The organism is Streptomyces sp. NBC_00448, from assembly GCF_036014115.1.
GTDB lineage: Bacteria > Actinomycetota > Actinomycetes > Streptomycetales > Streptomycetaceae > Actinacidiphila.
Genome location: NZ_CP107913.1, coordinates 8544869 through 8557556 on the forward strand (window position 1 = coordinate 8544869; position 12688 = coordinate 8557556).

At 74.2% G+C, this 12688-nt stretch carries 13 protein-coding genes; 6 read left to right on the top strand and 7 right to left on the bottom strand.

Annotated elements, in window-relative coordinates; genetic code table 11:
* The first annotated feature begins 43 nt into the window (after positions 1 to 43).
* A complete protein-coding gene (locus OG370_RS36895) occupies positions 44 to 433 on the top strand; it encodes a DoxX family protein (RefSeq protein WP_328472109.1) in 390 nt (129 codons plus the stop codon).
* On the opposite strand, the gene OG370_RS36900 is transcribed toward OG370_RS36895, so the two are convergent.
* The 5 genes from OG370_RS36900 to OG370_RS36920 all read right to left on the bottom strand — a co-directional run bounded on the left by OG370_RS36900 (position 413) and on the right by OG370_RS36920 (position 5749).
* Positions 413 to 1129 carry a LutC/YkgG family protein gene (locus OG370_RS36900; protein WP_328472111.1) on the bottom strand — a complete coding sequence of 239 codons (717 nt, stop codon included), beginning with the start codon at positions 1127 to 1129 and terminating at the stop codon, positions 413 to 415. The two genes, OG370_RS36895 and OG370_RS36900, sit on opposite strands and share 21 nt — an antisense overlap.
* Positions 1126 to 2622 carry a lactate utilization protein B gene (locus OG370_RS36905; protein ID WP_328472113.1) on the bottom strand — a complete coding sequence of 499 codons (1497 nt, stop codon included), beginning with the start codon at positions 2620 to 2622 and terminating at the stop codon, positions 1126 to 1128. The genes OG370_RS36900 and OG370_RS36905 overlap by 4 nt, the downstream gene beginning before the upstream one ends.
* Positions 2619 to 3398, bottom strand: a complete 780-nt coding sequence (locus OG370_RS36910) for a (Fe-S)-binding protein (RefSeq protein ID WP_328474767.1) — start codon at positions 3396 to 3398, stop codon at positions 2619 to 2621. Before OG370_RS36910 ends, OG370_RS36905 begins: the two co-directional genes overlap by 4 nt.
* Positions 3399 to 3573: 175 nt before the next feature.
* Complete coding sequence (locus OG370_RS36915; protein WP_443060811.1) at positions 3574 to 4800, bottom strand: NAD(P)-binding domain-containing protein; 1227 nt, start codon at positions 4798 to 4800, stop codon at positions 3574 to 3576.
* 169 nt (positions 4801 to 4969) lie between these two features.
* Positions 4970 to 5749 (bottom strand): glycoside hydrolase family 3 N-terminal domain-containing protein, encoded by a 780-nt coding sequence (locus OG370_RS36920; protein ID WP_328472117.1) that lies wholly within the window; start codon positions 5747 to 5749, stop codon positions 4970 to 4972.
* Positions 5750 to 5985: 236 nt separating this feature from the next.
* On the opposite strand from OG370_RS36920, the gene OG370_RS36925 reads away from it, so the two are divergent.
* The 5 genes from OG370_RS36925 (at position 5986) to mftF (ending at position 11060) form a co-directional block, all read left to right on the top strand.
* Positions 5986 to 6408, top strand: a complete 423-nt coding sequence (locus OG370_RS36925) for a secondary thiamine-phosphate synthase enzyme YjbQ (protein ID WP_328472119.1) — start codon at positions 5986 to 5988, stop codon at positions 6406 to 6408.
* 368 nt (positions 6409 to 6776) lie between these two features.
* Positions 6777 to 7970: a pre-mycofactocin synthase MftD gene (mftD, locus tag OG370_RS36930; protein WP_328472121.1), complete on the top strand. Its 1194-nt coding sequence runs from the start codon at positions 6777 to 6779 to the stop codon at positions 7968 to 7970.
* Positions 7967 to 8710 carry a mycofactocin biosynthesis peptidyl-dipeptidase MftE gene (gene mftE, locus OG370_RS36935; RefSeq protein WP_328472123.1) on the top strand — a complete coding sequence of 248 codons (744 nt, stop codon included), beginning with the start codon at positions 7967 to 7969 and terminating at the stop codon, positions 8708 to 8710. The genes mftD and mftE overlap by 4 nt, the downstream gene beginning before the upstream one ends.
* Positions 8707 to 9510: a mycofactocin-coupled SDR family oxidoreductase gene (locus tag OG370_RS36940; RefSeq protein ID WP_328472125.1), complete on the top strand. Its 804-nt coding sequence runs from the start codon at positions 8707 to 8709 to the stop codon at positions 9508 to 9510. Before mftE ends, OG370_RS36940 begins: the two co-directional genes overlap by 4 nt.
* Positions 9507 to 11060 (top strand): mycofactocin biosynthesis glycosyltransferase MftF, encoded by a 1554-nt coding sequence (gene mftF, locus OG370_RS36945; protein WP_328472127.1) that lies wholly within the window; start codon positions 9507 to 9509, stop codon positions 11058 to 11060. The genes OG370_RS36940 and mftF overlap by 4 nt, the downstream gene beginning before the upstream one ends.
* 96 nt (positions 11061 to 11156) lie before the next feature.
* On the opposite strand, the gene mftC is transcribed toward mftF, so the two are convergent.
* Together mftC and mftB are read right to left on the bottom strand one after the other, a co-directional pair.
* Entirely contained in the window at positions 11157 to 12323 is a 1167-nt protein-coding gene (mftC, locus tag OG370_RS36950) for a mycofactocin radical SAM maturase (RefSeq protein ID WP_328472129.1), read from the bottom strand.
* A complete protein-coding gene (gene mftB / locus OG370_RS36955; protein WP_328472131.1) occupies positions 12320 to 12667 on the bottom strand; it encodes a mycofactocin biosynthesis chaperone MftB in 348 nt (115 codons plus the stop codon). The genes mftC and mftB overlap by 4 nt, the downstream gene beginning before the upstream one ends.
* Positions 12668 to 12688 lie beyond the last annotated feature (21 nt).

Here is a 12688-nt window from a genome sequence, read left to right on the forward strand (position 1 = left end):
GCTTCCGGCGGGAATCGCCCGCCCGTTCGAGGAGGCCGTCCACGTGCTCATACGCCCCGCACCGCTGCTCGCCGGACTGCTCGCGACCGCCGGCGCCCTGCACTTCCTGCGGCCCGAGCCCTTCGACGCCATCGTGCCCACCGCCCTGCCGGGCAGCCCCCGCGACTGGACCCGGGCCAGCGGCGTCGCCGAGGTCGCGCTCGCGGCCGCCGTCGCGCTGCCGGCCACCCGCAGGACCGGCGGCCTGCTCGCCGCCGGCCTCTTCGCCGCGGTCTTCCCGGCCAACGTCAAGATGGCCTACGACTGGCGGCACCGCCCCGCCCCGCTCAGGGCCGCCGCCTACGCCCGGCTGCCGCTCCAAGTGCCGCTGGTCATATGGGCCGTGAAGGTCAGCCGCTCGGCGGCGTCCGGCTCACACGGAACCCGGCACTGAGTCCGGCACCGAGTCCGGCGCGGACCCGGACACCGGCGGTTCGGCCCCCGACACCAGGACGACGTCCAGGGTGCGCGGGCCGTGTACGCCTTCCACGCGGTCGAGTTCGATGTCGCTGGTGGCCGAGGGGCCGGAGATCCAGGTCAGCGGGCGGACCGGGTCGAGCCTGGGCAGTGCCTGCGGCACCGAGTCCACCACCTGCTCCGGTACCCGTACGACGCACACGTGGTGGTCCGGCACCAGCGTGATCCGGCGCCGGCCCTGGTCGGGGCTCGCGTCCAGGACGATGGTGCCTGTCTCGGCGATGGCGAGCGCGCAGCCGGTGACGACGCTGTCGATGCGGTCGAGTTCGTGCGTGCCGAGGTCGTCACCGCCGACGGTGATCTCGATGTCCGCGGCGTCCCGCAGCCATCCGTTGGGCAGCGCGGGTGGCACCACGGCGCTGCGGCTGCCGTGTGCGGTGAGCAGCTCCGCGATCGTACGGGGCAGGTCGGCGGCGGTGCAGCGGTGAACGTGGGCGCGGTAGTCCGACAGGTGCTCGGCGAGCAGGTCGGTGCTCTGCTCCGGGGTGCGCTCGGCGTGGACGACGGCGTAGTCCCGGAGGATCGGCCGCTCGTCGGGAGCGTCGGGCACGTCGGTCAGCGCGGCGCGGATACGGCGCAGGATCTCGGTACGGCTGCTGTTGTCCTCGGTCACTTCTGCTCGCCCTTTCCGCGTTGCGTGTCCTTCTCCCGCTGCTGCCACCACGCGCGGAACCCCTGCGCGGGCACTTCGGGCAGGTCGCGGGCGTCGCTCCATGCCTTCGCGGGGCCGGGCAGGGGGAGGCGCCTGGGGTGCAGGCGCCGGGTGGCGCCGGCCATCCGCTGGGTCGCGCTCCATGCCGTGGGGTGGTCCAGCGTCCATCGGCCGGCGCGCATCGCGGCTCGCTCGGCGGCGTGGCCCTTGGCGGGTTTGATGGTGGTGCGGGTGCCGCGCACGGTGACCGGGCCGCCTTGGACGACGCGTTCGCGGAGGTGGACGAGGATTTCGGGGATGTTGATGGCGACGGGGCAGACGTCGTAGCAGGCGCCGCAGAGGGTGGAGGCGTAGGGGAGGGAGGCGTCGAGGGGGGTGGTGGTGCCGCGGAGTTGGGGGGTGAGGATGGCGCCGATGGGGCCGGGGTAGGGGGAGCCGTAGGCGTGGCCGCCGGCGCGTTCGTAGACGGGGCAGACGTTGAGGCAGGCGGAGCAGCGGATGCAGCGGAGGGCTTGGCGGCCGGTGGTGTCGGCGAGGGTGTCGGTGCGGCCGTTGTCGAGGAGGATGAGGTGGAAGTTTTTGGGGCCGTCGTGGGTGGTGGTGCCGGTCCACATGGTGGTGTAGGGGTTCATGCGTTCGGCGGTGGAGGAGCGGGGGAGTGTTTGGAGGAAGACTTCGAGGTCTTGGAAGGTGGGGATGATTTTTTCGATGCCGACGATGGAGATGAGGGTGTCGGGGAGGGTGAGGCACATGCGGCCGTTGCCTTCGGATTCGACGACGACGAGGGTGCCGGTTTCGGCGATCATGAAGTTGGCGCCGGAGATGCCGATTTTGGTGCGGAGGAATTTTTCGCGGAGGTGGAGGCGGGCGGCTTCGGCGAGGTCGGTGGGGTTGTCGGTGAGGTGGTCGGGGGCGGGGCGGCCCCAGTGGGCCATTTCGTTGTGGAAGATGTCGCGGATTTCGGTGCGGTTTTTGTGGATGGCGGGGACGAGGATGTGGGAGGGCTTGTCGTGGGCGAGTTGGACGATGAGTTCGGCGAGGTCGGTTTCGTAGGCGTGGATGCCGGCGGTGTGGAGGGCTTCGTTGAGGCCGGTTTCCTGGGTGGCCATGGATTTGACTTTGACGACTTCGGTTTCGCCGGTGGTGTGGATGATGTGGGTGGTGATGCGGTTGGCTTCGTCGGCGTCGGTGGCCCAGTGGACGGTGCCGCCGGCGTTGGTGACGGCGGTTTCGAGTTGGAGGAGGTAGTGGTCGAGGTGGTGGAGGGTGTGGTCTTTGATGGCGGCGCCGGCGGTGCGGAGTTGGGGCCAGTCGGGGAGTTCGTTGATGGCGGTGGCGCGTTTGGTGCGGATGGTGTGGGTGGCGTGGGTGAGGTTGGCGCGGAGTTGGGTGTCGTGGGTGGAGGTGTGGGCGGCGTCGGGGAAGGAGGGGAGTCCTAGGTAGGTGCCGCTCATCGGGTGGCTCCTGTGGTGGTGGGTTGGTAGGGGTGTTGTTCGGTGGAGGCGAGGATTTCGGCGAGGTGGAGGGTGTGGAGGGGGGCGTGGTTGCGGCGGAGGATGCCGTCGAGGTGGACGAGGCAGGAGTTGTCGGCGCCGCAGAGGATGGTGGCGCCGGTGTCGAGGGCGTGGCGGACTTTGTCGTGGCCCATGGCGAGGGAGACGTCGGGGTTTTTGACGGCGAAGGTGCCGCCGAAGCCGCAGCATTCCTCGGCGCCGTCCAACTCGCGGAGTTCCAGGCCTTTGACGGCTTGGAGGAGTTTGCGGGGGCGTTCGCCGAGGCCGAGCATGCGCAGGCCGTGGCAGGAGGGGTGGTAGGTGACGGTGTGGGGGAAGTAGGCGCCCACGTCGGTCACTTCGAGCACGTCCACCAGGAACTCGGTCAGTTCGTAGGTCTTCGGCACGGCCGCGGCCGCCGCGGCGGCCAGCCCGTCGTCCCGGCCCTCGGCGGCGGCCCGCTCCGCGATCCGCGGGTAGTTGTCGCGGACCATCGCCGCGCACGAGCCCGAGGGGGTGACCACGTAGTCGTAGCCGTCGAAGGCGTCGGCGTACCGGCGGACCAGGGGTTCGGTCTCGTGGCGGTAGCCGGTGTTGAACTGGGGCTGCCCGCAACAGGTCTGGGCCGCGGGGAAGTCCACCTCCACGCCCAACCGCTCCAGCAGGGTCACCACGGCCCGGCCGGTGTCCGGGTAAAGGAGGTCGTTGACACAGGTCACGAAGAGGGCGACCCGCAGGGCGCCTTCGTGCCGCACCCCGCCGCCGCTCGGCTGTCGATCACGCATGCGCTCATACTGCCCCAAGCGTGCACAGCAGGGGAAGTATACATCCGATGTCTGTTGGGCGAGTTGGCGCCGAACTGGCCTGTGAGCTGCGCCCGGACGCGGTTGAGGGTGACGCCGACGGGTCGCGTCAGCGGGCGGCTACGGGCATCCGCGCGGGGGCGGGCGAGGTAGCTCCGGGCGACCTGGCGTCGGAGGACTCGGCTCCGGATGGCGTGCCGTCGGAGGACTCGGCGTCGGGCGCGGCGCCGGTGCCCGCGAGCAGCGCGCGGATCTCGCGGACCGCGCTGCGCCCGGCCCGGTTCGCGCCGATCGTGCTCGCCGAGGGCCCGTAGCCGAGCAGGTGCACCCGCGGGTCCTTCACCACGCGGGTGCCCTCCAGCCGGACCCCGCCGCCCGGTTCGCGCAGCCGCAGCGGGGCGAGGTGGTCCAGGGCCGCCCGGAAACCGGTCGCCCACAGGATGACGTCGGCGTCCAGCGTGCGGCCGTCAGCCCAGGCGACGCCGTGCGGAGTGATCCGGTCGAACATCGGCTCGCGCCGCAGGATGCCGCGGGCCCGCGCGTCCCGGACCGCCTCGGTCGCCGCGAGACCGGTCACGCTCACCACGCTCTGCGGCGGCAGCCCCCGCCGTACCCTGTCCTCCACCCGGGCCACCACCGAACGGCCCCACTCCTCGTCGAACGCCATGTCGCGGAAGACCGGCGGCCGCCGGGTCACCCACGTGGTGCGCGCCGCGCCGCCCGCCTCGTGCAGCTCCATCAGCAACTGCACCGCCGACGTACCACCGCCCACCACCACGACGTGCAGCCCCGCGAACTCCGCCGCCCCCCGGTAGCCCGCGGTGTGCAGTTGCCGCCCCAGGAAGCTCTCCTGGCCCGGGTAGTACGGCAGGAACGGCCGGTCCCACGTGCCCGTCGCGTTCAGCAGCGCCCGCACCGACCACGTGCCCCGGTCCGTCTCCACCCGCAGCCGCCCGCCGGCCCCCTCGCGTACCGCCGACACGTCCACCGGGCGCAGCACCCGCAGGTCGAACGCCTCCTCGTACCGGCGGAAGTACTCCCCGACGACCTGCGACGACGGCTGCTCCGGGTCGCCGCCCTCCAGCTCCATCCCCGGCAGCGCGTGCACCCGGTGCGCCTTCCCGTACGTCAGCGAGGGCCACCTGAACTGCCAGGCGCCCCCGGGTCCGGGGGAGTGGTCGAGCACCACGAAGTCCGTGCCGGCCCGCAGCCCCGCCCGGCCCAGGAAATACGCCGCCGACAGCCCCGCCTGCCCCGCACCCACCACGGCGACGTCCGCGTCCACCACCGCGGACTCACCTGCTTCCGGCCGTCGCCCCGCACCCGTGTCCTTCATGCCTCTGCCAACCAGCGCCGCCGCCCATTGCTTCCCCCGCCGCCCTCGTTTCCCCCGTCGCGCCCGGCGGCGAAGGGGCGGGGCCGCCGTGACGGCACGCGTAGAGGCCGGCGGCGGATGCGGGGTGCCCTGGGCCCTGGGTCGTGTCGGCCGGGTCGGCGGGGGTTGCTCAGGCCCCGCAGGGCTGGGGGAGCGGGTTGGAGGCCCACCGCCGCAAGCGGGCGACGCGTTCCGCCGCTTCTTCCAGGCGGGAAAGCGGGAGGTCGCCGTCGGAGACCGCGCGGGCTGTGGCCGCGTGGATCGCGTCGCGCACCCCGGGCCCGCTGGCCGGGCCGAGCCGGATGAGGTCGACCCCGGCGATCCAGGCGAGGACGGCGGCGCCCGGCACCCCCCACCCGTCGACGATGGTCGGCGCGTCGAGGGTGTCGCTCAGTACGACGCCGGTGTAGCCGAGTTCGCCGCGCAGCACCCCGGTGATCGCGTGGCTGTGGAGCGCCGCGGGCACGGCGGCCGAGATCGCGCGTACCCCCGCGGCCGTGCCCTCCGCGAAGGGAAGCAGGTTCCCGGCGCCGGTGAAGGGCCCCAACGCCGCCGCCACGCCGTGGGACTGAAGGTCCGTCACGAACGTTCGGGTCTCGCCGGGCCGCGCGCCCGGCCGCACCCCGAGGTGGAGATTCGCCCCGGCGGCCATCGACGCCGCGGCGGCGGCGCCACCTCCCGCGGCGGCGCCGACCGGCCCGCAGTGGGCGGTCAGTGCGTCCGGCAGGGCGGCCCGTACCGCGTCGGCGGCGGCCCGGGCGGCGGCGGGCTCGTACGCGTGGACGGCGGCGCCCGGCGTGCCCCGTTCCAGCCCGCGCAGAATCCACTCCGGCAGAGGGGAGCCGCCGCCGTTCACGGACGGCAGCAGGCAGGAGTCGACCAGCACGGCGAGCCGGTGCAGCGTCTTCACGTCTGGGGTCCCCCTTCGGGGCGCGGCAGTCGGCGAACCCCCCGAATGGTACAGACCAATCTGTGGCCGGGGCAATGATCCCCATCACCCGCGACGTTTACCCATGACACTCACCCGCGACGTTCACCCGCGACGTTCACCCGCGACGTTCCGCCCCGGGCCGCGGACCGCCGGTCGCTCCTGACGCCGGACGCGGCACCCGGACGGGCGGGCCACCATGCGCCACCATGGAAGGCATGGCCGAACGTTTTGGAACCCGTGTCCTCGACATCCGCACCGGCGACCGTGAGATCGTCCACGACCTGACCGATGCCTGCACCGGCTTCCTGCGGGGGACGGCGCAGGGGCGGGACGGGCTGCTCAACGTCTTCGTACCGCACGCCACCGCGGGCATCGCGGTCATCGAGACCGGCGCGGGCAGCGACGAGGACCTGCTCGCCCTGCTCGGCGATCTGCTGCCGGCCGACGACCGGTGGCGGCACCGGCACGGCCCGCGCGGCCACGGCCGCGACCACGTGCTGCCCGCGCTGGTGCCGCCGCACGCGACGCTTCCGGTGATCGGCGGCCGGCTGGCGCTGGGCACCTGGCAGTCCGTCGTGCTGGTGGACACCAACGTCTCCAACACCGACCGCCAGGTCCGCCTGAGCTTCCTGGGCTGAGCGAACCGCGGTCCGGACGAGGCCGCGGTCCGGACGCAGCCGGGGGCCCGACGAATCCGCGGCCCCCACGGAGCCGCGGCCCCGGCGGAGCCGTGTCGGCTCCGAACCGCGCCGGCCCGGCCGTACGAGCTGAGTGCGGCCGCAGGCAAGGGAGTTGGGCCGGCCCGGCGAGCCGGGGCAGTGATCGGCGACTTCGGCATGTGCCCTTCTTTTCCCCACCCGGCGCCACTATCGTCCAGATGCACGGCGGACGACCGCCTCCCCCCGGAGCCGTGGGGGCAGCCTCTCATGGGCCACACGCCGTGAGCTCCCGTGCCCGAGTCCCCATCGGCGGCGAGCGCGGCCTCCACCGAGTGAAGGGGTATGTCGTGGGCAGCAATTGGTTCGAGACCGTCGCACACGCCCAGCGACGAGCCGAGAAGCGCCTTCCGAAATCCGTCTACGGCGCGCTGCTCGCCGGGTCCGAGGCGGGGGTGTCCTACCGGGACAACACCGCGGCGTTCCAGGAGTTGGGAATGGCCCCGCACGTGGCCGGCCAGCCCCCGGAACAGGACCTGGCGACCACGGTCATGGGGCAGCCGATCGAGCTGCCGGTGGTCATCTCCCCGACCGGGGTCCAGGCCGTCCACCCCGACGGCGAGGTGGCCGTCGCCCGCGCCGCCGCGGCGCGGGGCACCGCGATGGGGCTCAGCTCCTTCGCGAGCAAGCCGGTCGAGGAGGTGGTGGCGGCCAACCCGAAGACTTTCTTCCAGATGTACTGGATGGGGTCGAAGGACGCGATGGTCCGCATGATGGACCGGGCCCGTACCGCCGGGGCGGTGGGCCTGATCGTCACCCTCGACTGGTCCTTCTCGCACGGCCGCGACTGGGGCAGCCCCTGGATACCGGAGCGGCTGGACCTGCGGGCCATGGCGAAGCTCGCCCCGCAGGCGCTGACCCGGCCCTCCTGGCTGCTGGACTACGCCCGCTCCGGCAAGCTCCCCGACCTCACGACTCCCAACCTCACCGGCCCGGACGGCGTCACGCCGACGTTCTTCGGCGCCTACGGCGCGTGGATGCAGACCCCGCCGCCCAGTTGGGACGACATCCGCTGGCTGCGGGACGAATGGCGCGGCCCCTTCATGCTCAAGGGAGTCTCGCGGCTGGACGACGCCCGCCGGGCCGTGGACTGCGGTGTCACCGCGATCTCCGTCTCCAACCACGGCGGCAACAACCTCGACGGCACCCCCGCCCCCATCCGCATGCTGCCCGCGGTGGCCGAGGCGGTGGGAGGCGAGGTGGAGGTGCTGATGGACGGGGGCATCCGGCGCGGCAGCGACGTCGTCAAGGCCCTCGCCCTCGGCGCGCGCGCCGTGATGATCGGCCGCGCCTACCTGTGGGGGCTCGCCGCCGCGGGACAGGGCGGCGTGGAGAACGTCCTGGACGTCATGGCCGGCGGCATCCGCTCCGCGCTGCTCGGCCTCGGCCGGGCCGGCGTCGGCGAGTTGGTGCCCGACGACGTGATCGTGCCGGCCGGCTTCACCCGCACGCTCGGCGACACCGACCGCGCGGGGCGGAAGTGAAGCCGGGCGCGCAGCCCGCGAACCTGGCCCACCGCACCTGGACCTCGCTGCCGCACCGCCCGGTGGTCCTGGTGCCGCTCGGCTCGATCGAGCAGCACGGCCCGCACCTGCCGCTCGACACCGACACCACGGTCGCCACCGCCGTGGCCGAGGGTGCGGCCCGGCGCCTGGCCGGCACCGGTCCCGCGGACCGGATACTGCTGGCGCCGCCGATCGTGTACGCGGCCAGCGGCGAGCACCAGTCCTTCCCGGGCACGATGTCGATCGGCAACGAGGCGCTGCGGTTCATGCTCGTCGAACTCGTCCGCTCCCTGTCCCTGTGGTCCGGCCGGGTCGTGTTCGTCAACGGCCACGGCGGCAACCTCGCCTGCCTGACCGGCGCGGTCGGCCAGCTGGTCGACGAGGGGCATGACGTGGGCTGGGTGGCCTGCGTACCGGAAGGCGGCGACGCGCACGCCGGCCGCTGCGAGACCTCGCTGATGCTCCATCTGGCCCCGGAGCGGGTCGACATGCTCCGGGCCGAGCCCGGAAACCCCGCGCCGCTCGCGGAGTTGCTGCCGACGATCATCGCCGGGGGCGTGGCCGCGGTCTCGCCGTCCGGCGTGCTCGGCGACCCGACCGGCGCGACCGCCCAGGAGGGTGCCCGCCTCCTCGACGCCCTGGTGGCGGACGCGGCCGAGCGGATCGGCGGCAGCCCTGACGCCCGCGGCCGGCTGAGCCGCGCCGGGGCCCGGGCATGACCGGCACCCGGCGGGTCGCGCTGGTCACCGGCGCCGCGCGCGGCATCGGCGCCGCGACCGTACGGGCGCTGTGCGCGGACGGGTACGCGGTCGTCGCCCTCGACGGCTGCGCGGGCGACGGTCCCGGGCGCGGCCCCGGCGTGGACTACCCGCTGGCGAGCCGTGCGGAGTTGGAGGCGCTCGGCGCGCGGTACCCCGGCCAGGTCGTCACCCGGGTCGCCGACGTCCGCGACGCCGACGCGCTGCGGGCCGCCGCGGCCGCCGCGGTCGAGGAGTTCGGCCGGCTCGATGCGGCGGTGGCGGCCGCGGCCGTCATCTGCGGCGGCCTGCCGGTGTGGGAGACCCCGCCGGAGCAGGTGCGGACCCTGTGGGAGGTCGACGTCATGGGGGTGTGGAACACCGCGGCGGCCTGCGTGCCGCACATGCTGAGCGGGCCCGACCCGGCCGGCTGCCGGTTCGTCGCCGTGGCCTCCGCCGCGGGCACCCGCGGCCTGTTCCACCTGGCCGGGTACGGCGCCGCCAAGCACGCCGTCGTCGGCCTGGTCCGCGGGCTGGCCGCCGACCTCGTGAACACCGGGGTGACCGCCGTCGCGGTCTCCCCCGGCTCGACCCGGACCGCCATGCTGGACGCCACCGCCGCGCTCTACGACGTCGGCACCGAGACGTTCGCCGGCTCGCAGCTCGACGGCCGGCTGATCGAGCCCGAGGAGGTCGCGGACGTCGTCGCCTTCTGCTGCTCCCGGCCCGGCGGCGTCGCCAACGGGACGGTCGTCAGCGCCGAGGGCGGGTTCCGCGGATGACGCTTCCGGTCGGTTCCGTGGTGGAACTCGGCTCCAGGGTCAGGCAGTACGACCGCGGACGCGTCCTCGTCGGGGGAGCGCCGCCCCGCCTGCTGCGCCTGTCCGCGCCCGCCGTGGCGCTCCTGGCGGGCCGGCGGATACGGATCGGCGGTCCGGCCTCGCTCCGGCTCGCGACCCGGCTGGTGGCGCTGGGGATGGCGCACCCGGTCGTCGCCGCGCTCCCGCCGGCCGACCTCGCACAGCTCACCGTGGTCGTGCCGGCCCACGGCCGGCCCGACGCGCTGGAGCGGCTGCTGGCCGGCGTGGCCGGACGGGTCGAGGTGATCGTCGTGGACGACGCCTCCCCCGACCCGGACCCGGTGGCCCGCGTCGCTCACCGGCACGGCGCTCGCCTGATCCGCCACCCCGGCAACCGCGGGCCGGCCGCCGCCCGCAACACCGGGCTGCGGCAGGTCCGCACCCCCTTCGTGGCGTTCATCGACAGCGACATCACCGTCGAGCCCGACACCCTGCCGATGCTGCTGCGCCACTTCCACGACCCTGAACTCGCCGTCGTCGCGCCCCGGGTCCTGGGCCTGCACGGGCCGGGCACGCGGGAGCGGGGCAACTGGATCGTCCGCTACGAGGGGGCCCGCTCCTCGCTCGACCTGCAGGCGCACCCGGCCCTGGTCCATCCGCGCTCGCGCGTGTCGTGGGTGCCCAGCGCCTGCCTGGTGGCGCGCGTCGACGCGCTCGGGCCGGGGTTCACCGAGTCCATGCGGGTCGGCGAGGACGTCGACCTGGTCTGGCGGCTGGCCGCCGAGGGGCACCGGGTCCGCTACGAGCCGTCCGTCGCGGTCCGGCACGACCACCGCAGCGGCCTCGCCGACTGGCTGGGCCGCAAGGCGTACTACGGCACGGGGGCGCACACGCTCTCCGCGCGGCACGGGCCGGCGGTGGCCCCGGCGGTCCTCACGCCGTGGGCCGCGGCCGTCGGCGTAGCGGCGCTGGCGCAGCGGCGCTGGTCGCTGCCGGCGGCCGCGGTGGTGCTCACCGCGGTGACCCGCCGGAACCTGCGCAAGGTGCCGGCCGGGAGCGCCGGACGGCACCGGATCGCCGTTTCCCTGACCGGCCTCGGGGTGGCGGCCACCGCCGAGCAGGCGGCCGCGCTGCTGCTGCGGCACTGGTGGCCGCTGAGCCTCGCCGGCTGCGTGGTGTCGTCCCGGGCCCGCCGGGCGGTGGCGCTGGCCGCGGTGGCCGACGGGTTGCTGGAGTACCGCCTGCGCTCCCCGGACCTGGACCCGGTGCGTTTCGCGCTGGCCCGCCGGCTGGACGACCTCGCCTACGGCTCGGGGCTGTGGGCGGGGGCGGTCAGGGGGCGGTCGATCCGCTGCCTGCTTCCCGAGATCCGCCGCTCAGGGGCGGGGGCGGGGGCGGGGGCGGGTGCGCGTGCGCGTTCGGCTGCGGGTGCTGCGGGTGCTGCGGGTGCTGCGGGTGCTTCGGCCGCTGCTGCTGCGCGGGCTGGGGCGGGGACCCGGGGCGACCGGCCGTTCCCGCGCCCCGCACCGTGAACGCCCCGAGGGGACCGCGACGCCCGCCGCGATCCCCCCGGGCCACCCGAGATCCGAGGGCGCCGGCGCCCGAACGGACGCCGGCGCCCTCCGGGTTCACAACGGGCTCTCGTCGCAGGGCTTGGCCGGCATCCGCCGCCCGATGGTCACCGGGACCGGCCCGACGCCCGCGCGTACGGGCCGCGAGTGGTCCTGCGAGGGGCGCGGCGCGTGTCCCGCCGCCACCCCCTCCAAGGCGCGTTCGCCGAACCCCCGCACGCACTCGGGATCGGGGCCGTCGAGCGGCAGCCCGGTGAAGAACTTGGCCGCCATGCAACCGCCCTGGCAGGCGTCGAAGTGGCCGCAGGACGCGCAGGCGCCCGCGGACTGCGGTTCACGCAACTGCTCGAACAGCTCGGAGGACCGCCACACCGAGGTGAAGCCGCCCGGCTCGCGGACGTTCCCGGCCCGGAAGGCGTCGTGGATCGCGAACGGGCACGCGTAGACGTCGCCGACCGGGTCGATCAGGCACACCACCCTGCCCGCTCCGCACAGGTTGAGCCCCGGCATCGACTGCCCGAAGGCCGACAGGTGGAAGAACGAGTCGCCGGTGAGCACCTTCTCCCCGTGCGCCACCAGCCAGTCGTACAGCTCGCGTTGCTGTTCGGGCCGCGGGTGCAGCTCGTCCCAGGTGTCGGCTCCGCGCCCGGAGGGGCGCAGCCGGGTCAGCCGCAGTTGGGCGCCGTAGCGGTCGGCGAGCGCCGCGAAGTCGTCGAGCTGGCCGATGTTGTGCCGGGTCGCGACGACCGAGAGTTTGAAGCCGCGGAACCCGGCCGCCGCCAGGTTGCGCATCGCCCGGACCGCCGTGTCGTACGAACCCGGCCCGCGCACCCGGTCGTTGACCTCGGCGGTGGCGCCGTCCAGCGAGATCTGCACGTCCACGTAGTCGCTCCCGGCGAGCCGGGCCGCGACCTCCTCGGTGATGCGTACCCCGTTGGTCGAGAACTTGACGCCGACCTGGTGCGCGGTGGCGTAGTCGACGAGTTCCCAGAAGTCCGGGCGCACGGTGGGCTCGCCGCCGCCGATGTTCACGTAGAAGACCTGCATGCGCTGCAACTCGTCGATGACCGAACGGCATTCGGCGGTGGACAGCTCGCGCGGGTCGCGCCGGCCGGAGCTGGACAGGCAGTGCACGCAGGCGAGATTGCAGGCGTACGTCAGCTCCCACGTCAGGCAGATGGGGGCGTCCAGCCCCCGCTGGAAGTGTTCCACCAGGCGGGTCACGGAAGCCTCCTGTCCTCTCGGCCGGGCGCGGCGGGGGGCACCCTCGGCGCGTCTCCGGTGGTTTCGGTGCTCGCGGCGTGCCGCTCGACGATCATCCGGGTGCGGGCGAGCGTGGACAGCGCGGCCGTGAAGGCGGGCAGCCGCTCGCCCGCGACCGCCTCGCACGCCCGGCGGGCACTGGGCTGCGCATCCAACTCCCGCACCACGCTCAGAAGTTCGGGGTCCTTGAGGAATGACAGCCGCCGCGTGCCGAAGTGGTACAGCAGCGCGCCGAACGGCTCGGGGCGTACCGAGACCTGCGGATGCAGCGTCCAGGCGCGCTCGATGTCGAACTCCACGGGCATACGGTCCTCACTCCTCGTCGC